Here is a 23,414-nt window from a genome sequence, read left to right as displayed (position 1 = left end):
ACCGGGCCCGACAAACAGGCTTGGGAAGTGTGGCTCGGCAAGGCGGAGGCGGCCGGCTTCCTAGCCAACGCTGCGGATTATGGTGTTGCTGTCGGGACGGATAGACTGAAATTCCCGGAAGATCTGGTGGTGATCGCGGTTGCGACCGCTGTCGAGCTGGCGGCGGCCGTCCGAAACCTTGGTGGCGTCCGGGCGCTTGCGACGCCGACCCGCACGGCGGACGATTTCGATGCCATGCCGATCGAGGAGCAGCACCAGTGGGTTGATGATCTGGTGGGCCGGACGACCTACGCCGCCAATGCAGATCCGAATTATATCACGCTTCTCGATCGCGGCGTCAGCCGGGCGCATCCCCTGATCCAGCCGGCATTGGCGGCAGCCGATAGGCATGCGGCCAAGCCGGCATGGGATGTGAACGATACCGTTGGCCACGGAACGCAGCTGGCTGGCCTGGCACTCTTCGGCGACCTTAGCACAGCCTTGCAGACGACCTTGCCGATCACGATCGGTCACCGGTTGGAATCAGCGAAGATCATGCCGGATGCCGGTCACAATCCACATCATTTACTTGGAACCGTGACGCGCGAGGGCATCGATGCTGCGGAAGCGAGCGTGGCCAGGCGGCGGACCTTCTGCCTGGCGAGCACGACGGAAGACGACACGCCGCATGACGGCGCGCCGACCTCGTGGTCAAGCGAGATCGATCAACTTGCGTCAGGCGCTTCTGGATTACAGAAACGCCAGCGGCTCATTCTGGTTTCGGCGGGAAACAGCGATCAGAACGCCTTCACCGGTGGCAATTATCTCGCTGTCTCCGATCATCCGGATAATGAGTTGGAATCGCCGGCGCAGGCATGGAATGCAATCACCGTCGGCGCTTATACGCAGAAGGTCATACTGCCGCCGGGGGAGCCCGGCGTTTGCGTTGCTCCCTTGGGCGATCTGGCGCCATCATCGCGCACCGCAAGCTGGCAATCCTACTGGCCGATTAAGCCAGACGTCGTCTACGAGGGTGGCAACTGGTTTATGCATGGCGCGCCACCACCGATGAAACATCCGGCCCTTGCCCCGCTCACGACCGATCACCAATATCCGCAGCGCGCTTTCACCACCTGCAGTGAGACCAGTGCGGCAACAGCGCTTGCCTCACGCGACATCACCGCGCTTTGGTCGGATTATCCAGAGCTCTGGCCGGAAACAGTTCGGGCGATTTTCGTGTCGTCCGCCCGATGGACTAGCCAGATGCTCGCCCATGTTCCGGCGCAGCCATCAAAGACGGATCTCGGGATCCTGTTCAGACGCTATGGCTATGGCGTGCCGGATATGGAGCGGGCACGGCGCAGCGCGTCGAATTCTCTGACGCTGATCGTCGAGGACGCGATCCAGCCCTACAAGAAGAGCGCCACGAAGAATGCCGAGCACATCCATAACGAGCTGAAGCTGTTCGAGCTTCCTTGGCCGGTCCAAGAGCTGCGCCGGCTCGGCGCTGCCGAGGTCAAGCTGCGTATCAGCCTCAGCACCTTTATGTTGCCAAACCCGTCAGAACCGGCCCGCGGCAACAAATACCGCTATGCGTCGCACAATCTGCGCTTCAAGTTGAACAGGCCGAACGAAAAGGCGGGCGCCTTTATTAAGCGGATCAGCAAGATTGCCGAGCAAACAGATGAAGGAACGATCGAGGAACCGGATGGCTGGATGTTTGGGCCGAACCGGCGCGATGTCGGATCGCTGCAAATCGATCAGCTGACATGTGCTGCCTCTGACCTTGCACGCCGCAATCTGATTGCAGTCCATCCCGTGACCGGATGGTGGAAAGCGAAGAGCATTCCCAATCCCCATAACCTTAATGCGCGCTTTGCGCTGGTCGTCGAAATCGACGCCGGCACTGTCCCGGCCGAGCTCTACACCGAGGTACAGGTCGCCATCGACAACACGGCAGCGGCCGTGGTCGCCGTCTAAGCCGCAACCAAGTACGTGCGCATGATGGAGGAGAGGAAAAGCGGCGGCAGAAGGACTGATGCGCGATCGGTCCTTCTTTCTCTTTCGTTTCTCATTTTCTCGTCCGCCCAAAGAGCTTACCCTCCATCAAGGCGCCGCAAGGACGCCGAACCAACAATGTGCGCCTCGAGCGAAGTCGAACCGCAGACCCGCGGTCTAAGGTGTCCCTGCCCGATCCCAGGAAGGCAGACATGCGCTTGCTTCGAGACGAAGTTTGTTCGAAAGTTCGAATCGTGTCTGGCGCGCCGGACGAGGCGTCATCAGCGTGGTGGGATGATTTCGTCATAGCTGAGAGCACGCCATTCACCCGAGGGGCGGTCAAGCTCAAGAAACTTCTCTGCATTGGCGCTGAATACCCGAACGCCGGGGAAAGGCTCAACCGTTTCGGGAACTTGCAAGCGCACCTGCACTGGCGTCAGCGCGCCTCCAATATCGACCATCCTGCGCACGAAAATCGGCGGCAGGATGAACAGCCCTACCGGCAGATAGTCCTGAACGTGCCATTCATTGCTGGTTACGCGCTGGTCGATGCTGCTGGCGCAGTTTTCCTCAGTCGGTCCGAACCCGAGCGAGCCCTGTTCGTTGCTGCCGCTATCTTGATGGGAAACCGACTTGATGATTGTTCCTGGACCAATATCCACAAGCATACCAACGCTGCCCTCAGCCCCGCCGCGGCCACTGCCATTGGGGTTCGTGTCGCCTCTCTGGATTGTTGAGAACGCCAACGGGACCTTCTGCAATGTCGCGGCCCGGCGAAGATCTTCGGGGAAGGTCAGCTCGGGGCGTCTGGCCATAACGGTTGAGAAGTGAACCAGCAGCGCCTGGCGGTCTCGAAGAAATGCGCGGGGTGAGAACGGGACTGTCATTCTGAAGCTGGCTTTCGATCAAAATGACTTAGGCCATGGGCCTTCCGAAATGGACCCAATGCCTCGCACCAGTCTGCGCAAATGGCTAAGACTCTCTCTGTTACGGGACTCAGAAGTTCGGGCGAAAAGAACGCACTATCCGGCCCCGGTTCGACATTTACAAAGTCCATGACATTACCATGGCAGATGTTATTTCGCAGTCGCACGATGCCGACATCGACCCGGTTGGGGTTTTTCCAATTTGAGATTTGCGAAGAAGTCTTTCCATCGTTGAAGGCGAGGTATTTCGCCCGCATCTCCGCCGCCTCGGCCTGGGATATGAGATTGTTGCTCAATACGCGATAGGGGGACAGGTCCCGAGTAGCCATAGCAACATTCAAAAACTTGAGCAGCGGCTTGGCGGCAGCATGAACCTCCGATGACATTGCCAGCGACTGAAAGGTCGATGACAGCAGGACTATGTAGTCACCCCGTTCGTCTTTGATGTCCTCCGCGAACCGATCGAAGGAAGGTTTTAGCAGCATGCGCCAGACCGCCGGCTCTGCGCGCTTCAGTTCGATACCCCGTCGCCTGTCATTTTGCTCTGCATAGTGCTCCTTTACCTGATGGCGTGTGGCGTCTCGACGAGCAGCGAACCCCGCGCCCTGACCTGATGCGTTAGCCTCCAGCGGTGCCCATTGCATGGGCCGGATGAAGGCCCGCGGCGGCAGGATAATCCATCCGTCATCGTCGCCTACCGCAACGAAGGTGCGTGCTGCCACGCCGAGTGCTGACAAGGCGCAGACGAGCGCTGCCCTGCCGTCGTGATTGATGACTGCCGTCAGATCGCCTGTCAGCGTTCGTCCCGGGAGCAGATGTTCGATCAGCGCCTGCAGCCACCCATTCCCGGCGAGGTGGCGGAAGAATGTATCCGACCGGTCTCCGCGCCGCGCGGCGAGTTCCTGGGGGTTCTCGATTATCACGCCAAGAAACACTCCCGGAAACGCCTCGACCAGTGCTTTATTGTCCAGCGGAACGCCGTGACGCGCCTCCTTCAGGTCCGCAAGCGCAAGAACAAGTGCGGCGCATGCGTTCGCATGCTGGTTCAGCAGTTTGCCGACCGGCGCGCTCGACTGCCCGGGCTTTCCGATCAGACGGCCCAGACGTCTTGTGAGCATGCGTTCCGCCGTCCGGTAACGCCCGATAATGTCGAAGCCCCGCCGCAAGGGCCCGTCGAAGGCCGCCACCTCGACAGGGCAGCCCGCCGACCTTTGCGATGATGCGTTCGCGCTCTGGCTCGACTGCCCGAAATCGCTCGATCTCCCAGGAGATTGTCGAGGCAGACCAGTCCAGACGGCAAATGGCGCTCGATCGCCGCGCCGTCGAGCACCCTACATCAATGCCGATGACTGAGCCTTCTCCCAACCGCTATGCCCCCGCGACCTGCCTGGCCGGCAGTTCGGCTATTTCCTTCAGGCGCCGCTCTTCGAGCGCAGCGAAGTGCTTCTGCATCTCTTCGGGGAGCGGCTTGTCAGGCTCCGGCAAATCCATCAGATGACGCCACCGCCTGTCGAGCCCTCTGAGTGATACCTCGTCGGTGACGCCCCGTTTTGCCTGGGACCAGAACAGCTGCTCCAATTCCGGGGAAAGAGGTTTGCCCTCTTCAAGGCGCTTGGCGATCCAAAGGGTGATATCCACGAGCTCCAGACCCGCGCTGGCGTCCCCAGGCGTGAATGTCGGCGGGACCTCCGGCATCTGCGTGTAATCGAATGTCGGCATGCCCGGTCCCATCTCGCCCTTGTGGCCTCGCAGCGCGCGGTAGAACTCCGCCAGCTCGCCCTGAGCGTTGTTGAACTCGGTCTGGCGGTCCACGGTGATCTTCCTCACCTGCCGATTCTGCGCAGAGGATTGCAGCGCTATCGTTTGCAGGACCTGCTGAAACCCGACAAGGTTCGGCGAAATCTGCAAGGCGCTGTCGTAATTGCCTACGCCATAGCTGATCTCATGCGGGTTGGCCGCCGCCCATCGAAGCGCGCCGGACACCAGCTCCCGCGACCGCGCATCGGGCAGTGTAGCGACACGCGGCAAGAGGTCGTTACAGAGCCTTGTCAGCATCTGCGCCGCGCGGGCAGGATTGCGCTCGCGCCGCGCTTTCCAGGCCTCCTTCGCCAAAGCGTCGTCGAACAAGTGCGCGACCTTGAAGAGCAGTATGTACCGCAGGGGCGTAAAATAGTGATGCCAGGGAACGGCGTTGTTCATCCCTGAATCGAACACCTGATCGAAAAAACTGATGAGCGCGTGGTCCGGCTTTTTGACCCGCAGCATGGAGAAGCGCAGATCGTTCTTCTTGCTGAACCGGGCGAGTTTCTCGCCAATTGTCGTCAGGCGCCCCACGCCCAGCTGGTTGGCGTGAAGCCGGTTAACTCCGAGGCTCTGACGCAATTCCTTCAGCAGCGGTTCTGCCACCACATCAAGGGTTGCCTTGGCCGTCAGCAGGCCATAGTAGAGGATGGGCTGGTTCGCGTCGAACAACTCCAGGCCGGTGTTTCCGCTTTCATCTACATAGCAGTACATATAATTTCCGCCCGATGTCCCTTCAGCTTCATAGCTTGCAATCTGCTCCGGCTGGAGCCGTCCGTCGCCTCACCCTAGAAGGGCGACGGCGATCCAGATGGCAGCGCTGCTTTGGTGGTGCGTTCCCGAGCCTCTTTTCTTGCGCAAGGGACCGTCATCCCCAGACCGAGACGCACCGCGCGGCTCGGGGCGTCGCCTCTCGAAGGCAAATGCGCACCAAAACGATCCCACTTCTGCTTAGTGCGGGCGCGCCTCCTTACGCGGCCGCGTGTCCCGTCTTTCGAAGGCGTTCATGCTCTTCGATAAGATACGTGATGTAGCTCCGGATAAGATTGCAATAGAGCCGCGCCTCGTTTTGCTGGATAGCGATGCCGGCTTTGAGATCAATGCCATGGCGCACGCCGCCGCCGGTCGGCGAGGATAGATAACCGTGCAACTTCGTCATCCATTCCAGAATCTGCCCCTGAGCCGTGCCGCGGTTGCTATCCTTCAACTCGCCAATGATCTTGTTGAAGTATTTTCCCTGGACCGTGCCGTCACTTGTGCCTGTGCCCCGGAAGACGGTCGAGACTGACTCCAGGAGCCACAGGATTTCAGAAACCGCCTGCCGGCTCTTGCCCTCGCCTAAAAGGCGGTCCGATTCCTCAAGGGCCGCCTCGATCAGGTTCCGCGCCTGCGCGTCCAGAGAGGGCGTGACATCGGGTACGGGGATTGGCCGCGCCTGTGGATTGGTTGCAACGAGGTTAGGCGGCTGGATCTGATAGCCGGCGTTGTGTTGTGCCAGGGTCCGATTTATCAGCGAAACGTCAGGTACCGCGAGCCCACCGGCCGCGCATTCGAGGCAGACGTTGTAAAACGCCTCGATGAACAGCGGGGCGTTCTCTTCTGCTCGACGCATCGCGCTATCCAGATCAGACCACGCCCAGCTCAGGCTGCTGCTGGTGCCCGAACCGCCGAACGCTTCCTTAAAGCTTTCAACAATACGCCAAGTATTTCCCTGCGCGGCGATTTTCTCGATGAATTCGTAAAACGCTCGGGCCAGGGTTGCAGGCGCAGGCCCCGGGCTGGAAAATCGCCAGGACGGGTCGAAATTAAGCATTAACAGGCTCCGCTGTTAGGTTCTTGCGCTTCCCACATGGGCGTTGCTCACCAGGTCAGGATTCATAGGTCACCGAAGTACGAGTTCAGTTTCCGCTCCAACCCCAGCTTTTTCAGCGGGGGGCGAAGCATGAATATGCTGTCGATAACAAGATCAGCCGCCGTTCTCAGAATGGCAACGAAGACGTCCCCTACAATCTCATCGGTGTGTTTCGCCACGGTAGTTCCTCAGAACGGGATGTCATCGTCAAGGTCGCGGCTGAATGTCGGCTCAACCTTCTTCGGTCCCGCAATGCGCTTGCGCTCGACAGGGGGAGGCAATTTAACGTCGCCTTCCAAATCCTTTACGTGGCCGAGGAGTTCGTTGATGCGCTTGATGAGTTCAGTAAGCGGATTAAGCCCGTCCCCAACCTTTTTCACCGCGTCGGCGGCATCAATCATGAATGCCATCGCGTTATCGAACCTTGTCCGGGCTCGGTCCACGTCGGCCGCAAAGGCGTTGAGTTTGCCGTAGAGCGAATTTCGCTTCCGCTCTTCAATATCGGCTTTATCCAGAACCTCCCTGATGGCTTTAATCAGAGAATGAACGCGCTCTCGCGTTGGAGCATCAAGGCTGACGGAATACACCTTCACGAGCCTAGCGGCTTTCACCTGCGACCGGATCACGTAGCTTCGCGTAAAGAGTTTGAATTCGTTGATGGTCGAGTAGGCTGCATCCCAATCGGGGATACGCCAGCCGTTGAAGTCCTTCACTTCGAGGGCTTTCGCCGCCGACAGGACGTTGTTCATGAACTCGATCCCGATCTGCCGGGTATCGTCGTTCTCGCCGCATTTGCCTAGCTCCTCCTGATAAAGGGCGGTGAACTCTTCGATGTATTGAAGCAGAGCAATTTCATCATCGTCGGGAAAGTTTTCAAAGTCCGGCACTAAAGCGTCCCCATCTGACCACCACGCTACTGAAATAATAGTTCCTGACAGCCCAAACAATCTTGTTTCCTTGCTAAATCTCGGTTATCCCGTTCTTTAGACGATCCGGAACCAGCACAAGGGCCTCGGGCTCCGCCCTCCCGCGCCTGCATCCCCTTCCACCCATCTGCAATGGTTCCCCGCGAAGGGGGATTGACCCTTGCCACCGGCTGTTCGCCACACCTTGTTCGCCCACCGCCTCACCAATGAGCGGGATCGCGAAACTATTGAAAAAGCGTGTGGAGACATGGATCGTAGCGCAGCCGCATTCATCCCGTCTCTCCGGCAAGGTGAAGTGATTGTCGTCGGTCCCGACCTCCCGGCGCCTTTGTCAATTTGGATGATTAAGCCAGAGAACGGCCAGCAACCCGAGTCGCATGGGTCCGAGATATCGAGAGCACTGGGGCAACCATCTGGCCAGTCTGCCCCAGCAAAGGCAAGTTTGGTCGGTTGCCTGAGCTTCGGCCGGCGATAGGTGATCTTTCGCGACGATTTCCGAGCGGCTGCTTTTGGACCACACTAGCTGTTGTTTCGCTTATCAACCGCCGACTTGCACCGCTAACGCATCAAACATGCCCTTTATCTTCGTGTCGTAGGCGTAGGTCAGGACCCACGTCGTCGCGGCACCAAAGAGGAAAGTTCCGCACCAGATCAGGATGGATTGCAGGCGCGTCGGCACGCCGAGCATATCGCGCAGTCTATCCCGTTCCGCCGAGGTCATTTGCAACAACAAATTCTTATCAGCGGTGAGCTTGTCCCGCTCCTTGCCAATTTCGATCACAGAATGCTGGATGGTCGCCAATTCCTTCTTATGCTCCTGAGCGGTCGCCTTGATGTCATCAATAGCGCTCAGGGCTTCCAGGAGGTTTTGGAATCGAACACATCAACGCCGATACCGACGCCAACCGAGTTGAGGAACACTCTGAGGACGAACTTGCCCAGACGTTTGGTGAAAATATCAATCTCTACGCTCATAGATCACTGACCCTCAAACTTCGACGTGGACTAAACCTTTGTCCTTGCCAAGCATCTGGCGAATGATCATGGCGATGTCGGATCGGCCCTCGAACTCCAAGGTCGCGGCGACCTGTTCCAGAACGTAAGTACTGCCGAGCAACATATGTGCCTGAACGAGCGCGCGAATAACGGACTCAATATCGCCTGTCGCGGGCGGAAGCTCCCGCATGGTTTGGGCAATAGTTTGGATGTCCATGTGCGTGGAAATCAGTTTTGGTGGCTCGACCGCCTTGCCCGTCTTGGGCCTATTCTTTACCCGTTTTTGTGTTTCTGAAGCCTCAGCAGGTGTGACTTCAATTTCGATTGTATCGCGGGCGTTTGTGCTTTCGCGTGTGTGCTTTATGCGGAAGTTGGCGCGCGTCTCGATGGACGCCTTCGCAATGGCAAGAAGGGATTTGTCTACCGACGGAGCCGGAATACGCCACTCCTCGCTTGGCAACTTCTGCTTATCTTTGAAGCCATCTCTCAGCCTTTTCGCAAACCCGGCCAGCTCTTCAACCGCCTTCGCGACAGCTGCGGTCCCGATAATCCCGCCGCCCGTGTATATCGCAGCATCCATCAGCCATATCCAAACGGAGCCGAGCTCCATGTGGCCGAGGACCAAATCCCTGCCCGTCATGTTCTTATAGTCGCTGTCCAAAGCACGGAGAACCGAGGCCACCTGTGCCGCACTCATGGGACGTTCATTATTGAATGCGATGAGCAACAACCGCTCATCATTAGTATCTCTGCTGAAATCGAAATCTGCCATGCTGTCCCCCACGTTGCGGAGAGGCTATATCTACGGCAGCAGAAAGCAACGTCTTAGAGTTGTTTTCAAATGTCTTTTTTCGCTTAAGGTTGGGGCTCCGCCCTCGACGCCTTGCCGGATTTTATTTCATTCGCCCAGCCCCAAAGCAGCCGGATATCGACTATCTCGCAATCATCCTCCAACACGCCCCAGCGCTTCAGCTTATCGCCCACCGCCTTCTCAAGGTTGGCTACGTCGCACCGGCGCGCGCCTTGGCGTCGATACGATCTTGTGCCGCGTTCATCTCGTCAGCCGAGGGGGCGACCTTCTCGCCGGCAATGGCATCGTTCCAGGGACCCCGACAGCAGCCGGCCAACCCAGGGCGCATGCAGCACCGCGGGCTCGTTCCAAGCGTAAAGGGCAACGATCGCCTGCAACACTGGCCGCAGATCACCGATTTGGTCGAACACACCGCGCCATTCCCCCAGACGCCCGTCCTCGTACCAAATCAAGATCGCAGACCAAGCGGATCCCTTTCCCGGGCGGCACGAGCGCTTTTGGCGGGGCCGGCTTGCCTTGCCTCTTCCATGATCGCGCCCGATCGGGCGAGCAGCGCATCGATGGCCGCCAGCTCGGCATCGAACGGACTGGGGTCTTGCTCGTATGCGTCCTCCCCCTCCCCTGCTTCGACTGCAGCAGGATTCGTCGTACCCCGACACTTCCCCCGTCACTGTCGGTCTCGAAGGGATGCTGCAGGCGACACCTGCCGAAGCGTGCGGAGGTCGTTGGGACTGAGCGCCCAGCCGGGCGGCTGCGCTGCGATGCGCCGGCGGCTGCGCAGCACGTCGCGGCCGATGGTGAGTTTGTGGGTCGGGGTGCGGATGCCGTGGCCGGCGTCGTGCAACACCAGGTCCTCGAGGTGGACGAGTTCGCCATCGATCCACAGCGAGGCTCAGGCGTCGGCAAAGTGCATGCGTTAGATCCAGCCCTCGCTAACGGGCGAGCGGGCGACGCGCTCGTCGTACCAGCGCAGATGTCAGAGAGCACTTCTCCGGCACCGCGACCGATGTCATGAACCATTAACCATATGAATTAACTTATGGTACTTTCACAAACGGAAGATAATCGCCAAATCGTTTCCGTCATATGGACGCACACTTTCGCAGCCCCCTCACTTTCGATAGTATTCAAGTATCGCTAGTAAGATGTACATCGTTGTTGTACGCTTCTCAAACCAATGATATGGTGGCCATACGCGCCGAACGACGGAGGCCTTGATGCCCCAGACCACGTACAAGATCAGTGAAGCCCGCAAGCATTTCGCCGAGGTGCTCGAACGCGCCAACCAGGGCGAGGAAATCACGATCATGCGCGGCAACGAAGTCTATGCACGAATCGGGCCGGCCGATGGCGGAAAACGCCCCTTCGGCCTCCTTCGCCAGCGCGGTCTGCCTGATGAACTGTTCGACGAGGTCGACGCCGAGCAGGCTGGAATCGACGCCGGCGACTGGAATGACGATGTCGGTATCTGGCGGGGCGGACCCGACGACCGCGAGACCTCCAAATGAAGGTGCTGCTCGACAGCCACGCGGTCTACTGGTGGACAATCGGCAGTGACCGCCTTTCCTTGACGGCACGATCGCTGATTGAGGACAAGGCAAACACCATCCTTGTCAGCGCTGTCTCCTTCTACGAGCTGGACAACAAGATGCGCCTGAAAAAGCTTGATCTCAAACCACAGGAGTTGCGTGCCGCAGTCTCGGAGAGCGGTTTGCAGACCCTTGCCATCACCGATTTGCATGCCGAACTGGCGGCCGCTTTCGAATGGGATCACCGCGATCCATGGGACCGCATACTCGCCGCACAGGCCCGGCTCGAGCATTGCGCGTTTGTTTCCGTCGACGGCGCCTTCGATGCGGTGCTGCATGAACGGGTTTGGTAGCGATGCCGATGAAGATATTCATAGACGTCGAGGAGGCGGCAGAACGGCTGGAAGAGCTGATCGATTTGGCGTGCCGGCAGGACGAAGTCTATGTGTGCCGGGCCGGATGGCCTGTAGCTCAGCTCAGCTCCTTCTCGGGAGAGGATGGTTCCCCCTCATACGAAATCGAAGAGACCCTTCCTGACACGGCCCACCGCCCGGGCAGCAAACTGGTTGAGGGTGGAAAAGTCTCTTCGGTCGACGCGGTTTGGAGGCTCGCTGCGGAAGGAAAGCCGAGACGGGACCATGATACGACGTCGGCGCACGATGATCTCTATGACGAAGACGGACTGCCGCGATGACGATCGTGCCATCGACACCCATTGCCAGCCGCGCCGATGAACTCGACGCGCTCGACGCCATCCTGCCCTTCGACCGCCGCGACCAGCTCGCCGCGCTGCTGACTGACGGTGACGTCGCCACACTCAAGCATCTGGCGCAGGAGGGCATGGGCGAGAATACGCTACGCGCGCTGGCCTCCGACCTCGGCTACCTCGAGGCCTGGTGCCGCCTCGCCACCGGTGACCCCCTCCCCTGGCCGGCGCCGGAAGCGCTGCTGCTAAAATTCGTCGCTCACCATCTTTGGGATCCAGCCAAGCGCGCTGAGGATCCGACCCACGGCATGCCTATCGAGGTGGAAAGCGGCCTGCGCGCCGGCCATCTGCTCAAAGCCATCGGCCCGCACGCGCCGGCCACGGTGCGGCGACGGCTGACCTCCTGGTCGATCTTGACGCGCTGGCGGGGCCTGACCGGTTCCTTCGGCGCGCCGTCGCTGAAGAGCGCGCTCAGGCTGGCGGTGAAAGCAAGCAACCGGCCGCGGCAAAGCAAGAGCAAAAAGGCGGTAACCAGTGACGTCCTAGTGAAGCTTCTCGAAGCCTGTGCCGGCGATCGGCTGGTCGACTTCCGTGACTCCGCGCTGCTTTTGACCGCGTTTGCCTCCGGCGGCCGTCGCCGTTCGGAAGTGGCGGGGCTTCGGGTCGAGGATCTCGCCGACGAGGAGCCGGTCCGCGCCGATCCGTCCGACAAGAACTCCCCTCCCCTGCCCTGTCTGTCGATCCGCCTTGGCCGCACGAAGACGACTAATGCCGCCGATAACGAACATGTGCTGTTGATCGGCCGGCCCGTCACCGCCTTAAAAAGGTGGCTGGCTGAAGCGCAAATCAAGGACGGACCGGTGTTCCGGCGCGTCGATCAGTGGGGCAACGTCGACAGACGGGCGCTGACGCCACAATCCATCAACCTGATCCTGAAATCACGTTGCAAACAGGCGGGGCTTGATCCGGCGCTGTTTTCGGCACATGGGTTGAGATCCGGCTATCTGACCGAGGCCGCCAATCGCGGTATTCCGCTGCCCGAAGCAATGCAGCAGTCTCTGCACAAATCGGTGACGCAAGCGGCGAGCTATTACAACAATGCAGAACGCAAGCATGGACGAGCGGCCCGGCTGATCGTCTAAGCGTAACTACGCACCGAAGAGAGCATCGGCTTGGTTCTCAAACGACCCCCATTCTTCCGGCTCGGCTTCCGCCGCCGATCTATCGTGCTCCTCAGCACCCAATGCTGCCCTGCCCCAGGCCTCAGCACGCTGCATCAGCGACGCCATCTCTTCCCTCAAGCGATGCGAGCGTTGCAGCTCGGCGGCGTGCTCGGCGTTTCGTAGAACACGCAGATCGCCTCCCCGGCCGCCTGTCGTTGCCGCCTCCAATTGTGCTTTCAAGCTCTCCAGCTCGGCCTGAGCCGCAAAAATACCGTCTCATCACCGCGACAAGGTCGCGGTCACTGGCGCTGATTTCCACGATCCCTCCTCCTTGTAATTCCCCATTGGGGAATTGACCTATGAGGATGGCAAAATCGCGATAGAGTTCCTGCGAAAACAACAAAAGCCCGGCGCGGGAAGAGATGCACGGGCTGCATAGTGACTGACAGCCTACGAGGAGGAGAGCTGTCGGCCGTACCGAGCGGCTCAGAGCGGGCGCATCGCTTTACCAGTCGAAGGGATGCCGCGTGGCGAGGCATCCGAGCCACGTCAGCTTGCTTCGAAGCCGTCGGCGGGCGGAAATTTGCACGTCCACCGGCATTGCTGAAGACGCGACATGTCGATAAATTGCGGTCCCATCGACACGTTCTCATGACATGTCGTCGCCATCGACATTTCCGGCGATCTTTTTCGGTCGGAAAGGAAGCTTCAGAGCCGTTGCGGCCGGACTGACTTAAACGATCCCGAGACAAAAACCATCCGCAAAGCGTGCGCCGTCGCGTGCGGCCCCGGCAGAACTCAAGTTCGCCGGAGTCGACCTCCTCAGCTGCGATCCTTGTTTCGCAGACATCGTCGCGGTATATGTACAGTTCCAGGTGTTCTATGGTTCGGGAAGATGTCGATCGTTGCAGTAAAGGTTCTGTCCACTGTTAACGCCCCTTATGGGACGACCCTTTCGGCTGAGCAGCTGGCGTCGAAGATTTCCGATCCTGCCAGCGCAGTCTCTTTCGATCCTTCAGCATTTTCCTTCTTTTCCGAGGTCGACGAGAGCCTTCAGATCTCGTTCCTGGACGAAATGCACGTTGATCCGACGGCCGCCTCCGATCTGGCACGGAAGTTCTCGGCACTTGCTGGCTACCCCCTCCCTTTGGCGCGGGCGGCGTAGTTGGTCGAACACCCGGTCAGCAGATGGAGCGACCTGTTTGAACAGGCTTGCCGCATCATCGAACAAGCAAACTCCGAACTTACTATGATCGACAGTTGGACTTTTGGGGGCGGTACAGCCCTGATGCTCCAGATCGATCACCGTGAGAGTTTCGACGTCGACATTTTCCTCGATGATCCGCAACTCCTGCCATACCTGAATCCGAAGACACAGGGATACGCCCTCGGCATCAACCCTGACGGCTATGAGTCCGATGGATCGCGGACATTGAAGATTGTGTTCGAGAACGTTGGCGAAATCGACTTTATCTGTGCCCCTAGCCTCACCGGCAATCCGACGGTGAGAGCGGAGGTGCGCGGACGACACGTTCTGCTCGAGACCCCCGCGAGATCATCGCAAAGAAGGTTTACTACCGGGGCGCCGCGATGCAGCCCCGCGACATGTTCGACATCGCTTGCGTCATGAAAACTCACGGCGTGGAATACCTCGATGAGGCCTTAAAGGCCTTCCAGGATAAATGCGAGGCGGCGTTGAAAGTTGCTCGCCAGATGAACCCGCAGTTCGCGGAAACCATCATGACGAGACTTCTGTACCGAGAGAGCTTCTCCGATATTCCGCGCGTGGCTCAGTCAATGACGGTTGAACTCCTGGAAACCATCTGCACTGGCGCAAAGACCTAGGGGACGCTACGAAGCCTTACGGCCTGGGCGCCGTTCGCCCGCAACAACGCCATCAACATTGGCCCAAGCGAGAACTCGCCGCAGGGTATTCGGCCGGTCCAAGTTCGGAGTGCGTCGTCAGGCTCAGTTTGTTGCGCAGGACGCCAGTGCGATCTGGGTCACCGGGTACGTCGGGGTAGGTGTAAGAGCCCTTCGGCTGGTCGCTTGCCAATCGATTCCTGATGAAAAAAGCCGCCCGGGAATGCAGGCGGCTTGTTCAATCACTGATCGAAGATCAGGCGCGCTTGAAGCGCGCCAGCATCTCTTCGCGAAACTCTTCCGTGGTAATGTCCCCGGCGACATAGCGGGCGTTGGCCGCCTCGAGCACCGGATCGTGAACGTAGCCCTGCCGGATGTTGGCAGCGCGCGCCTGCTCGACGGCCTTGCGCCGCTTCTCGATGGCTTCCGGGGAACGATCCGGACGGCGGGAATGAACGTTCATCGGCAAATCTCCAGTTACGGGCCACCCTTGCAGGAAAAGTGCTGTAAATCAGCAGTTTGCGGGATTTTCCGGCCTTTCGAAGGTGGGCGCCCGGCTGCTCGCCGGGCGCTGTGAGCGGATTAATCGCGCGGTTCCCATTCGATGATCGCCTGCATAGAGGAGTCGTCCTGGCCGGGGAATCGGCCGAGATTGGCGTTGTAGCGCAACTTGCGGATCGAGAGCGTGTAGTAGGGCTCGCCGTCCTGGTTCTCTTTCTTCCAGATGCCCCGACCTCGATGTCATGGCCGCGCGGTGACTTGGCGTAGACGCGGTGCGTCGGGGCCTTTTCATTGTCGGACGCGAACGGCACAACCTTGATGTCCATGTCGCGGTCACCCTCAACAGCAACGCGTGACCGTCACCTGGACTCGCGGGATCAGCGCCGGTGCGTTCAAGGAGCAGGTGACCGATGCCTTACGTTCGACCTGGCAACGAGCGCGTTTTTGGCTGGTCTATCAGCGCAGCGACAGCCGCAACGATCTCAACATCAACGAAATCAGAACTGCCGCCATCCGATTGAGCCAAGGTTATCCCGAAACTGCTGTCGTCACGCTCAGCTTGCTCGGACGCACTGACGGCGAAAGCGATCTTGAATTGATCTTTGTCTGCTTCCGGGAAGATTCTGATCGCCGCAACTTTCGCGCCCGCTATGAAGGTAAGTTCGTCCCGGACAAATAGTCCACCCGTTTCCGCTTTGGCACGGTGTATCACTTCACCCTCTACCGGAACCGACCTGATTGACGCTGAGTCTCACCTTGATTGTCGCCGCGCACTTCGAGCTCGCTTCACCATCTTATGCCGACTGTCCGGTCGAAACGGGGGGCGAAGCAAATCGCGCGTTCGAGGCGAGATGGACATCGGAAAGATTGACGTCGCCGCAATCGAGGCGGCGCGGCGCGGCTGACGCCTCGTCGTGCGGCCCGGGTGGCGGCCTGGTTTGAACGCCAACTCGACAGAGAGTCGATGCGAGAGATCGCACCTCCCGTGTGGGCATTGTTGAGAGTTGCATGCGCCGGCACGCAAACGGCCACCTCTTCGAAAGCAACGCTTTTGCCGAGGTGGCCTTGCGGCCGTGAGGAGAAGCCCCCGGTTGGGTCTCGTCGATTAACTGGAGGTCAAAACGTAGCGACGGTTGCCGGAAAGCGCCGGCCGTGCGTTCATTGAATAAAGCCCGGTGAACTTCTTGATGTCGGCCGGATCGACCTCGATCGGTTCCATCGCGACCATCCAGTCGACGATCTCGCTGCAAGGAGGGGTGGTGAGCGATCCCTCATAGCTCCAATACCTCAGCGAGGTGGGCAAGAGGCCTTTCGGGTCGACGGCATCGAGTTGGGTTTCTTCGCCGGCGTTCTGCGGGAACTTCGCCGCGAGGCTCGCGAAGGTCGGGTTGGCCGCGCCGGGGACAAAGAAAACGCCGAGAACGCCGAGCGCGCCGGTCTCCGCATTCTTGTGAACGAAATGCGCTTCCATCGGGAAATTCTTGCCGTCGACAAGATGCTCGCTCGGCGCGTGGAAGTGATATTGCACAAGATCAAAGGTCTTGTCGCCGCGGCGAAGCGTACCGCCAGCGGCCTTCACCTGGATCGTATGGCCATTGTTGAGGATCGTGCCGCCGCGCCTCCAGTCCGTCGCCAGATTGGGGATTTCGGCCTTGATCGCGCCCCGGATGTCGATCGGTGATTGCTGTGAGCCGGCCGAACAAGCACTGTTCTCAGAGCTCAAGGTACCCCAATGCTCAGGCCCCTCTTCGCCTTCATAGCCCCAGTGCACGCCCTCGGCCGCGTATGCCGTCCTGACGCAGAGCGGGCAGGCCGCAAGCAAGACCAGGCCCCTGAGGAAATCACGCCTTTCCATTCACATTCCCTTTCGAATGATCACGAGCAGATCGCGCTCGGGGACGGGATGGTGTCCTCGATACCTGTCCAACACCTGTCAGAATGGGGCGTTCTAGAAAGGGCTGCTCGAAACGCCGTCACTTGGGGGGAGCCGGTCGGCCCGAAGCGGCCGCGGTGCTTGGCATTACCCGCGAGACGGCCCGATCCACTCTTGAAATAATCTTCCTGAAGACGGAAACGCATCGGCAGTCGGAACTTGTCGCGTTTCCTTCGGTGAACAGATTGGTTCAATGACTGCGTCCTTTCGGTATCCACATTGAGAAGGCGGACCTGTTGCTTATATCCTGAGTGCTCTCGTGGTGGAGGCGACCGGGCAGCCTATTTTTGGCGCGTCCTCAGATCCCTCCGGCCCCATTCGTGGCTCAACCACGATATCGTGGCGCGCCGACTTAATGCTTCCCACCTGCAAAGGAAGTCTCCCGCGCGGTTGATCGCGCAAGGGGCGAAGGGCTCGCAGCTTGAGTTGGCCTGACAGCCTCCCGATCTAGGCTGGAAGCTGGTTTCTCTCAAGGGTCAGAAGGATACGAAGGTCCGGCAAGAAAGCGCCAATTGCGGTTGTTTTCCGGCAGTCTGATCCTGCAGAAATGTTTGCAGCAGGCGAGAGACGGAGCGGTACTTCTGTTCAAGCGCTGCGAGCAGACGCCTGCTTAACCTTTCGCCAAGTACATCATTGGGTTGGTTGCGTCTGCGGACTTAGTCAGAAGATTACGTCGCTCGGAGAGAGATCAATGAGCGTGACGCCTTCGATCAAAATGCCGGCTCCTCGCGGAACTCGACGTAAATGCCTTCTGCAGTATCTTTCGAAGCGTCGAGGAAAGCGTCGTAGTCCCACATGCCGTAGGAGTGGCGGTGAATTCGATAACGTCCCCGCCGTGCGCGTCGAAGTCCACGATGCGATCGACGCCCTGCGTGTTACCTGCTTGACTAGCCCAGACGAACGTGTCCGCGCCGGCTCCGCCACTCAAGACGTCAATCTCATTCGAGCGCGGCGAAGAACTTAAATCTCGCACGGTTGCTGACATACGTTCGGTGTTGGAAGAAGCCGGCGTGGTTTTCATCGAGGGGGACTACGCCGGTAGCGGCGGACCAGGCGTACGACTAACAAAATCGTCCCGGCCCGGCGCGATATGCATGCCGTCAATTGCCGCGAATTGCTTTCTGATAGCGTCTTCGAAGACTTGTGCGCGGAATCCACACCGATGACACTGCGCATCCTTATTGTAGGGATTGGCGGAGTCGTCAGGCCCCGGGTCGAACGATAGCCACTTTGAAACCAAAGTTCCACGTCAATCTATGATTGACAATTTTGCTCCTCGATAAAGAGGCACTCGCGGATGACCCGTCACGCCATCTCACGACAGTCCGTCTCAGGGTACATCAAACAGGGCTGGCTCGAGCCGGTCGTGCCGGGGGTGTATCGCCGCCCGTTTTCTTCGGATGCCAATCCAGCAGCCGTTCTCGGCTGGAAGATACCCCTGCTCTCGGCCGTCTGGCTCATGCACTATAGACTCCATGTCGGCGGGGCCAGTTCCCTCTCGTTGCGGGGGCATGCCCACTACCTCTCCTTCAGCGACGAATTCCCCCTCTATCTCTACGGATCCCATATCCCCTCATGGCTGCCAAAACTGCGGACGGACGCCGATGTGAGGGTCAGAAGTAACGCCCTGTTCGGCGAGGGAGCGACCGGAGTCGACAATGCGGATTTCGACCTCTCGGATGATGAGGATTTTGAACTGGCGCAGAGCCCGTGGCGCTGGCCAATGCCGATGTCGTCACCTGAACGAGCGATCCTCGAGATGCTCGACGAGGTTCCGAAGCGCGAAAGCTTTCACAAGGTCGACGTGGCGTTCGAGAGCCTCGCTAATCTGCGCCCGAGACTGCTGACGACACTCCTTGCCCTATGCCGGACCGTGAAAACCAAGCGCCTCTTCTTCGTTTATGCAGACAAGCACGATCATGCCTGGCGTCGGCATATAGACATGTCCGCCGTAAACCTTGGCAAGGGTGACCGGGCGCTGACACCGGGCGGACGGCTGCATCCCACCTACCGCATCACGATCCCCGCCGACTTAATGCCAAAGCAGACCCCGCATGGCACGTGAGCAGTACATGCGCCAGGTCGACCTTCTCGTGCGGACCCTGCCTTTCATCGCCCGCCATGAGGCCTTCGCGCTGAAGGGTGGTACGGCAATCAACCTCTTCTTTCGCAACATGCCGCGCCTCTCCGTCGACATCGACCTGACCTATCTGCCGATCGAGGACCGCGAAACGACGCTGAGAAACATCGATACGATCCTTGAGCACATCCGCGAAGACCTGCTGCGAAATCTGCGTGGTGTGAACGTCCAGAGGGTCGCCGGCGGAGGCAACAACGACACTCGCGTTCTCGTCCGGCAGGGAAATGCCGAGATCAAGATCGAAACATCACCTGTCGCGCGGGGCACCGTTCATGCTCCACAACTGCGTCGGGTCAGCGAGAGCGTCGAAGAGACGTTCGGCTTCGCCGAGATGCCGGTCGTCTCCTTCGAAGATCTGTTCGGGGGAAAGTTGCATGCGGCGGTTGACCGGCAGCATCCTCGCGACCTGTTCGATGTGAAGCTGCTCTATGAAAACGAGGGGCTGACCGATGCGCTGTTCCGAACATTCCTGATCTATGTTGCAAGCGCGGGGCGACCACCGCACGAACTGGTCAAGCCTTCTCTCGCAGACCTCGATGAGGCATTTGTGAAGGAGTTCGAGGGAATGACAACCGAACCCGTCAGGCTGGAGGATCTAAAGTCGACGAGGGCGCGGCAAGACCGTCGAAGACTTTCACACGGTCCTCACCCGCTGTCGTGTTGCGCTCGCGCTGATGGACTTCGCCTCTATCCCCGCGTAATCGACTCGGCCGGGCGGCGACCTCGAAGCGTTCGCGCAGGTACTTGCCTCGCAGCTGTTTGGACTTGTCAAGGCGAGGAGTTCTACATAACCCGTTCGATTGATCTCTCAACGGTGTTCCGTGGGTTGCCGTTGTTCCCTTTCGGCGGGGATGAACTCGGCTCCGTCGTCGGAAGCAATGTGGGTGCCCGTTCGAGTCCAAGCTCCAGGTCGAGGATGGCAATTCGGATAGGAAAACTCGCGACGGCCGCAAAATGCGCACGCATGCGTTTTGTGAAACACCTAACCGTCGGTCAAAGGTGAGTTCGGCTTTTTGATTATTATTCCAAAGCGATCGCTGCCTTCGACGATGAATTCTACCCCAGCGGCTTCGAACACCTGGCGGATGCCATCAATGGTGCTGGTACGCAGCTGGTCACCTCGTTCCAAACGACTTATCGTCTGCGTCGAAACATTCGCCGCGTTGGCCAACTCCCGCACGCCCCAACCCAACGCGACACGAGCAAGCTTGCACTGAATAGGGTTCATTTCACCACACTGTTGTGATTTGACTTGCCCATTTCGCTCGGCAACGGTACCCTCCTAAGCTGCAATCGGCTGGTCCCCACGTGTTCGTACCACGCGGGACCAGCCTAACCACAATCTAGCTTGTTGGAGCTTGGATCATGGCTGATTCTGAGACTAGCAGAACTTTGCATGCAATTTCGCGTAGAAAAAAATGCCCGGCGAACCACACTCCCGAAAACCTGCCCTACCAGATCGATCGTCGAAACCTTCTTCCCGTTGCCGCTGAGCTGCTCAGCGCACGTCTCGCAGAATCAGGCGCTGCTCGAAGAGAGAGCGGCCCCACTCCCGTGAGAGAACTGTGGCCCCAATGGTACGCGCGCCAACGGCATTGCGTACGCGCCACTCGCCTTCGAAAGAGGCTTGCGGCGGAAATGCTAAAAGAGGCCGGCGGTACTCCGGTTGCCGATATCGAGCGCCGGACGCAAGTCGAGGCCGAAACACCGGCTCAGACTAGGGCCGAATTTCGCGAGCGCCGGAAACTATGGAGACAAGCCGACCAGCGTCTTGGCTACAGTGCGGCAGCCGCTCTGGAACAGGAACTCGCAGAGCAAGCCGGGGTCTTGGCCCGGGTGATGTTGATCATGCGGCCCTCCTCGTTCATCGAAGTCACAGCAAAGCTTCATTGCCTGATCGTCACCCATGATCCGGGCCTCAAGCTCGAAGATCCTCCGTGGCCGGAACTGCGAACGATGCTGAAGGATCTCATTCGTATCGCCGGTGCACGCAGCGCAAAAGCATCCGCACGGCTGATGGAGGCGCGAACAAAACCAAGCGGAACTTTCACTTCGACCTGAAGGGCGATGGGATGGACCTTCTTTATTCTGGCCAGACAGCAAGCGCACAAGAGATTCTAAACATGGCGACGCAGTACAGAGGCGCCGCCGTGAAGCTGAGCGCTGGCTCGACCAAACCCTACCACATTCCCCAGCGGCTCCTGGCGCTTCACGCGATCGAGCTCTATCTGAATGCCCTGCTGCGCGCCAAAGGTGTTGATCACGAAACGATCCGTGACATTCGGCATGATCTTGGCGAGAGCACCCGAATGGCCGTAGCTGCTGGGCTTGTCCTGCGCAAGCGTACGGTTGCGCACTTAGGAACGCTCTCCTCAAGCACAGAGTATCTGGTGGTGAGGTATGCTCCTGAGCTGACGTCCACGCTCTCGCAAGTGAACCGCGTTATGGCGACGCTCGACGAGCTCTCGCAGAAGGTCCCAAGGATGGTAAAAGCGGCCCGCGGTAGGCGGCTATGTCCAGAGCCTGGCCGGTCCAGCAAAAGCCAGAATCCTTCCCGCTGCACGCGTAAGGACCGGGACTCCGGATAGGTCCACTTGATACATTATGCAATCCTTCCGCGATGCTCACCCGTCATCGCATCAAACCGCTGTATCCCAGAGCTTCAGAAAGCTGGTGCTACGCTCCTCAGCCTTGGCGAGGGAAAAACTTTCATCGGTCGGCGCGAGAGCACTAGAATGTCAGTTCGCCGACGGTGCTCCCCGGTCATCGATCGACGCGTCTGGTATCTGCGGTCTCCACATGAATATCATTCAAGTAGTTTAAATCTCACTCATTTGCAGTAAAGTCTCCCACCTCTGATAGTTCCCGCATTCCAATGGTAGGGGAATTCTGATGCGAATAGATACTCTTTTCCACAGTGTTGTCGACGCTCGCCTATTCTTTTCCAGTCCAGTCATGCCGATGTTCTTTTGAACGGTCGGGACGCCACGCCCGAAATGATCGTCCGTGTGGCAAAGGGTGAAGCCGTTGCCGTCGACGGCGAAAGCCTCGATAAGGTCGAACGCTCCTATGCCGTGCTTTTGCAGGGCGCGAAGGAAGGGCAGGAGATCTATGGTCTGACCGTCGGCGTCGGGTGGAATAAAGACCGGAAGATGGTCGATGCCACCGGGGAACTCACGCCAGAGCTCATGGAGGCGTCGCGCGAATTCAACGAAGGGCTACTGCGCGCCCATTCCGTTGGGGTCGGCCCGGATACCGCAGTTCCCGTCGTTCGCGCCGCCATGGCCGTCCGCCTCAACAACGTTCTGACCGGCGGACCGGGCGTTCAGCCTCACGTCGCCGAGATGCTTATCGCGTTCCTGAACAACGGCATCACACCGACCATGCCTTCGCGCGGCTCCGTCGGTCAGGCGGATATGACGCTGCTAAGCCACATCGGTCTCGCCATGCTCGGTGAAGGCGACGTTGATTACCAGGGTCGCCGCATGTCGGCCGCAGAGGCTCTAAAATCCGCCGGCATTGAGCCGCTGAAACCGTTTGGCAAGGATGGCCTCGCGATCCTCAGTTCCAATGCCTACGCCGCGGGCCCCGCTGCCCTTGCCATCCACGATGCCGAGCAGCTTCTCTCCACTTCTCGCCTCATCTATGCGCTCAGTCTTGAAGGCTTGAACGGCAACGTCTCCCCTCTTCTCGAAGACGTCGCCGCGCTACGGCCATTCCCGAGCCATTTGAGCTCGACCCGCCGAACTGCGGGCGCTGCTCGAAGGCAGCTACCTGTGGCAGGCCGATGATAGCGTTCTCCGGGATTTCACGGTTGGTTGTACCCAACGGGTTTGCCGGGGAAAGTAGATGGATTGATGCCCAACGTGCAGCTCTGAGGATTTTGCGAGATGCCGGCGTGAAAGTCCGATACTTACCCCGCTCGGTGGCGTCCGACTAGAGCGAATGCGCCTGTGTGCTAAGCCGATTGCAAGATCAACCATCGACAGCGGCTTCAGCAGTTTGCGAAACAATTGTCGACGAGTGTGCCGAGTCACCGGACGCCGCAAAGACGTTAGACCGGACTGCTTCAACGAGAAGGCGGTCGACGCTCGTAGGGGCGCGATCCTTGACGCTCGCCTGTATTGAGACGAGCCAGACAAATTTTCCGGTCGTTCGCTGCGCCGGAGCGCCTACTGTGCCGAGCTCGATGCGAACTATGCGCAGAAGGTGCTCGTCTCAAGAAAAGTGGCGGCGAGTTATTACAGCAACGCGGAACGGAAGAACGGACGAGCGGCCCGGCTGATTGTCT

25 protein-coding genes and 4 pseudogenes are annotated in these 23,414 nt (G+C 59.2%); 15 read left to right on the top strand and 14 right to left on the bottom strand.

Translation table 11 applies throughout. The features are described from left to right. Positions 1-27 precede the first annotated feature (27 nt). The gene (locus BHD07_RS11930; RefSeq protein WP_338280300.1) at positions 28-1,959 is read left to right on the top strand and encodes a S8 family peptidase; all 1,932 of its coding nucleotides are present in this window, start codon (positions 28-30) and stop codon (positions 1,957-1,959) included. 299 nt (positions 1,960-2,258) lie between these two features. Here BHD07_RS11930 and BHD07_RS11925 read toward each other — a convergent pair whose 3' ends face one another. The 9 genes and pseudogenes from BHD07_RS11925 to BHD07_RS31885 all read right to left on the bottom strand — a co-directional run bounded on the left by BHD07_RS11925 (position 2,259) and on the right by BHD07_RS31885 (position 9,698). After that, on the bottom strand, positions 2,259-2,864 hold the full coding sequence (locus tag BHD07_RS11925) for a hypothetical protein (RefSeq protein ID WP_338280298.1): 606 nt from the start codon (positions 2,862-2,864) through the stop codon (positions 2,259-2,261). Beyond that, entirely contained in the window at positions 2,861-4,021 is a 1,161-nt protein-coding gene (locus BHD07_RS11920) for a hypothetical protein (protein WP_338280296.1), read from the bottom strand. Before BHD07_RS11920 ends, BHD07_RS11925 begins: the two co-directional genes overlap by 4 nt. Before the next feature lie 250 nt (positions 4,022-4,271). Beyond that, positions 4,272-5,417 carry a DUF3800 domain-containing protein gene (locus BHD07_RS11915; RefSeq protein ID WP_338280294.1) on the bottom strand — a complete coding sequence of 382 codons (1,146 nt, stop codon included), beginning with the start codon at positions 5,415-5,417 and terminating at the stop codon, positions 4,272-4,274. Between the two features lie 256 nt (positions 5,418-5,673). Further along, positions 5,674-6,516 (bottom strand): hypothetical protein, encoded by an 843-nt coding sequence (locus BHD07_RS11910; protein ID WP_338280292.1) that lies wholly within the window; start codon positions 6,514-6,516, stop codon positions 5,674-5,676. A gap of 227 nt (positions 6,517-6,743) precedes the next feature. Then, on the bottom strand, positions 6,744-7,502 hold the full coding sequence (locus BHD07_RS11905; protein ID WP_338280290.1) for a hypothetical protein: 759 nt from the start codon (positions 7,500-7,502) through the stop codon (positions 6,744-6,746). 517 nt (positions 7,503-8,019) lie between these two features. Next, positions 8,020-8,283: a hypothetical protein gene (locus tag BHD07_RS11900; RefSeq protein WP_338280288.1), complete on the bottom strand. Its 264-nt coding sequence runs from the start codon at positions 8,281-8,283 to the stop codon at positions 8,020-8,022. Positions 8,284-8,469: 186 nt separating this feature from the next. Beyond that, a complete protein-coding gene (locus tag BHD07_RS11895) occupies positions 8,470-9,249 on the bottom strand; it encodes a hypothetical protein (protein WP_338280286.1) in 780 nt (259 codons plus the stop codon). An 83-nt stretch (positions 9,250-9,332) separates the two neighbouring features. Next, positions 9,333-9,497: pseudogene (locus tag BHD07_RS31890) on the bottom strand (hypothetical protein); the annotation flags it as partial. Between the two features lie 39 nt (positions 9,498-9,536). Beyond that, a complete protein-coding gene (locus BHD07_RS31885; RefSeq protein WP_445190483.1) occupies positions 9,537-9,698 on the bottom strand; it encodes a hypothetical protein in 162 nt (53 codons plus the stop codon). An 807-nt stretch (positions 9,699-10,505) separates the two neighbouring features. On the opposite strand from BHD07_RS31885, the gene BHD07_RS11885 reads away from it, so the two are divergent. The 7 genes from BHD07_RS11885 (at position 10,506) to BHD07_RS11855 (ending at position 14,531) form a co-directional block, all read left to right on the top strand. Next, complete coding sequence (locus tag BHD07_RS11885; RefSeq protein ID WP_338280284.1) at positions 10,506-10,796, top strand: type II toxin-antitoxin system Phd/YefM family antitoxin; 291 nt, start codon at positions 10,506-10,508, stop codon at positions 10,794-10,796. Then, the gene (locus tag BHD07_RS11880) at positions 10,793-11,170 is read left to right on the top strand and encodes a type II toxin-antitoxin system VapC family toxin (protein ID WP_338280281.1); all 378 of its coding nucleotides are present in this window, start codon (positions 10,793-10,795) and stop codon (positions 11,168-11,170) included. The genes BHD07_RS11885 and BHD07_RS11880 overlap by 4 nt, the downstream gene beginning before the upstream one ends. A gap of 2 nt (positions 11,171-11,172) precedes the next feature. Further along, positions 11,173-11,511, top strand: coding sequence for a hypothetical protein (locus BHD07_RS11875; protein ID WP_338280280.1), 339 nt, complete (start codon positions 11,173-11,175; stop codon positions 11,509-11,511). Next, complete coding sequence (locus BHD07_RS11870; RefSeq protein ID WP_338280279.1) at positions 11,508-12,665, top strand: site-specific integrase; 1,158 nt, start codon at positions 11,508-11,510, stop codon at positions 12,663-12,665. The genes BHD07_RS11875 and BHD07_RS11870 overlap by 4 nt, the downstream gene beginning before the upstream one ends. A 916-nt stretch (positions 12,666-13,581) precedes the next feature. Further along, positions 13,582-13,851 (top strand): hypothetical protein, encoded by a 270-nt coding sequence (locus BHD07_RS11865; RefSeq protein ID WP_338280277.1) that lies wholly within the window; start codon positions 13,582-13,584, stop codon positions 13,849-13,851. Then, a complete protein-coding gene (locus BHD07_RS11860; protein WP_338280275.1) occupies positions 13,852-14,316 on the top strand; it encodes a nucleotidyl transferase AbiEii/AbiGii toxin family protein in 465 nt (154 codons plus the stop codon). It begins immediately after the preceding gene. Further along, positions 14,292-14,531 (top strand): hypothetical protein, encoded by a 240-nt coding sequence (locus BHD07_RS11855; RefSeq protein ID WP_338280273.1) that lies wholly within the window; start codon positions 14,292-14,294, stop codon positions 14,529-14,531. The genes BHD07_RS11860 and BHD07_RS11855 overlap by 25 nt, the downstream gene beginning before the upstream one ends. A 274-nt stretch (positions 14,532-14,805) precedes the next feature. Here the strand turns inward: BHD07_RS11855 and BHD07_RS11850 are convergent, their stop codons facing one another. Next, positions 14,806-15,012 carry an antitoxin VbhA family protein gene (locus BHD07_RS11850; protein WP_014330986.1) on the bottom strand — a complete coding sequence of 69 codons (207 nt, stop codon included), beginning with the start codon at positions 15,010-15,012 and terminating at the stop codon, positions 14,806-14,808. Positions 15,013-15,131: 119 nt separating this feature from the next. Then, positions 15,132-15,382 (bottom strand): annotated as a pseudogene (locus tag BHD07_RS11845) (DUF736 family protein); the annotation flags it as partial. Positions 15,383-15,402: 20 nt separating this feature from the next. On the opposite strand from BHD07_RS11845, the gene BHD07_RS11840 reads away from it, so the two are divergent. Then, entirely contained in the window at positions 15,403-15,729 is a 327-nt protein-coding gene (locus BHD07_RS11840; RefSeq protein WP_338280268.1) for a hypothetical protein, read from the top strand. Between the two features lie 426 nt (positions 15,730-16,155). On the opposite strand, the gene BHD07_RS11835 is transcribed toward BHD07_RS11840, so the two are convergent. Beyond that, entirely contained in the window at positions 16,156-16,905 is a 750-nt protein-coding gene (locus BHD07_RS11835; protein WP_338280266.1) for a carbonic anhydrase, read from the bottom strand. Positions 16,906-17,218: 313 nt separating this feature from the next. Between BHD07_RS11835 and BHD07_RS11830 the strand changes: the two are divergent. From BHD07_RS11830 to BHD07_RS11815, 4 genes and pseudogenes are all read left to right on the top strand, one after another. Then, positions 17,219-17,418, top strand: a pseudogene (locus BHD07_RS11830) (enoyl ACP reductase FabMG family protein); the annotation flags it as partial. Positions 17,419-17,912: 494 nt separating this feature from the next. Next, positions 17,913-18,047 (top strand): annotated as a pseudogene (locus tag BHD07_RS11825) (transcriptional regulator); the annotation flags it as partial. Positions 18,048-18,280: 233 nt separating this feature from the next. After that, positions 18,281-19,048 (top strand): type IV toxin-antitoxin system AbiEi family antitoxin domain-containing protein, encoded by a 768-nt coding sequence (locus BHD07_RS11820; RefSeq protein ID WP_338280264.1) that lies wholly within the window; start codon positions 18,281-18,283, stop codon positions 19,046-19,048. After that, positions 19,038-20,126 carry a nucleotidyl transferase AbiEii/AbiGii toxin family protein gene (locus BHD07_RS11815; RefSeq protein WP_338280263.1) on the top strand — a complete coding sequence of 363 codons (1,089 nt, stop codon included), beginning with the start codon at positions 19,038-19,040 and terminating at the stop codon, positions 20,124-20,126. Before BHD07_RS11820 ends, BHD07_RS11815 begins: the two co-directional genes overlap by 11 nt. Here BHD07_RS11815 and BHD07_RS11810 read toward each other — a convergent pair. Next, a complete protein-coding gene (locus tag BHD07_RS11810) occupies positions 20,106-20,351 on the bottom strand; it encodes a helix-turn-helix domain-containing protein (protein WP_338280261.1) in 246 nt (81 codons plus the stop codon). The two genes, BHD07_RS11815 and BHD07_RS11810, sit on opposite strands and share 21 nt — an antisense overlap. A 137-nt stretch (positions 20,352-20,488) precedes the next feature. Between BHD07_RS11810 and BHD07_RS11805 the strand changes: the two genes are divergently transcribed. Then, on the top strand, positions 20,489-21,184 hold the full coding sequence (locus tag BHD07_RS11805) for a hypothetical protein (protein ID WP_338280259.1): 696 nt from the start codon (positions 20,489-20,491) through the stop codon (positions 21,182-21,184). Between the two features lie 56 nt (positions 21,185-21,240). Here the strand turns inward: BHD07_RS11805 and BHD07_RS11800 are convergent, their stop codons facing one another. Further along, positions 21,241-21,480 (bottom strand): hypothetical protein, encoded by a 240-nt coding sequence (locus tag BHD07_RS11800; protein ID WP_338280257.1) that lies wholly within the window; start codon positions 21,478-21,480, stop codon positions 21,241-21,243. Between the two features lie 639 nt (positions 21,481-22,119). Between BHD07_RS11800 and BHD07_RS11795 the strand changes: the two genes are divergently transcribed. Further along, positions 22,120-22,914 carry an aromatic amino acid lyase gene (locus BHD07_RS11795; protein WP_338280255.1) on the top strand — a complete coding sequence of 265 codons (795 nt, stop codon included), beginning with the start codon at positions 22,120-22,122 and terminating at the stop codon, positions 22,912-22,914. The last annotated feature ends 500 nt before the right edge of the window (positions 22,915-23,414 follow it).

This window comes from Sinorhizobium sp. KGO-5 (genome assembly GCF_036245905.1).
Taxonomy (GTDB): Bacteria; Pseudomonadota; Alphaproteobacteria; order Rhizobiales; family Rhizobiaceae; genus Sinorhizobium; species Sinorhizobium meliloti_A.
Note: the sequence above shows the minus strand (reverse complement) of the source record. Positions and strands in the feature narration are given on the sequence as shown.

Excerpts from the sequence above, each read along its gene's own strand:
- BHD07_RS11815 (WP_338280263.1), top strand. The coding sequence starts at position 19,038 with ATGGCACGTGAGCAGTACATGCGCCAGGTCGACCTTCTCGTGCGGACC.
- BHD07_RS11855 (WP_338280273.1), top strand. The coding sequence starts at position 14,292 with ATGTTCGACATCGCTTGCGTCATGAAAACTCACGGCGTGGAATACCTC.
- BHD07_RS11910 (WP_338280292.1), bottom strand. The coding sequence starts at position 6,516 with ATGCTTAATTTCGACCCGTCCTGGCGATTTTCCAGCCCGGGGCCTGCG.
- BHD07_RS11835 (WP_338280266.1), bottom strand. The coding sequence starts at position 16,905 with ATGGAAAGGCGTGATTTCCTCAGGGGCCTGGTCTTGCTTGCGGCCTGC.
- BHD07_RS11925 (WP_338280298.1), bottom strand. The coding sequence starts at position 2,864 with ATGACAGTCCCGTTCTCACCCCGCGCATTTCTTCGAGACCGCCAGGCG.
- BHD07_RS11880 (WP_338280281.1), top strand. The coding sequence starts at position 10,793 with ATGAAGGTGCTGCTCGACAGCCACGCGGTCTACTGGTGGACAATCGGC.
- BHD07_RS11795 (WP_338280255.1), top strand. The coding sequence starts at position 22,120 with ATGATCGTCCGTGTGGCAAAGGGTGAAGCCGTTGCCGTCGACGGCGAA.
- BHD07_RS11810 (WP_338280261.1), bottom strand. The coding sequence starts at position 20,351 with ATGAACCCTATTCAGTGCAAGCTTGCTCGTGTCGCGTTGGGTTGGGGC.
- BHD07_RS11920 (WP_338280296.1), bottom strand. The coding sequence starts at position 4,021 with ATGCTCACAAGACGTCTGGGCCGTCTGATCGGAAAGCCCGGGCAGTCG.
- BHD07_RS11895 (WP_338280286.1), bottom strand. The coding sequence starts at position 9,249 with ATGGCAGATTTCGATTTCAGCAGAGATACTAATGATGAGCGGTTGTTG.
- BHD07_RS11915 (WP_338280294.1), bottom strand. The coding sequence starts at position 5,417 with ATGTACTGCTATGTAGATGAAAGCGGAAACACCGGCCTGGAGTTGTTC.
- BHD07_RS11805 (WP_338280259.1), top strand. The coding sequence starts at position 20,489 with ATGGCTGATTCTGAGACTAGCAGAACTTTGCATGCAATTTCGCGTAGA.
- BHD07_RS11850 (WP_014330986.1), bottom strand. The coding sequence starts at position 15,012 with ATGAACGTTCATTCCCGCCGTCCGGATCGTTCCCCGGAAGCCATCGAG.
- BHD07_RS11875 (WP_338280280.1), top strand. The coding sequence starts at position 11,173 with ATGCCGATGAAGATATTCATAGACGTCGAGGAGGCGGCAGAACGGCTG.
- BHD07_RS11865 (WP_338280277.1), top strand. The coding sequence starts at position 13,582 with ATGTCGATCGTTGCAGTAAAGGTTCTGTCCACTGTTAACGCCCCTTAT.
- BHD07_RS11885 (WP_338280284.1), top strand. The coding sequence starts at position 10,506 with ATGCCCCAGACCACGTACAAGATCAGTGAAGCCCGCAAGCATTTCGCC.
- BHD07_RS11820 (WP_338280264.1), top strand. The coding sequence starts at position 18,281 with ATGACCCGTCACGCCATCTCACGACAGTCCGTCTCAGGGTACATCAAA.
- BHD07_RS11870 (WP_338280279.1), top strand. The coding sequence starts at position 11,508 with ATGACGATCGTGCCATCGACACCCATTGCCAGCCGCGCCGATGAACTC.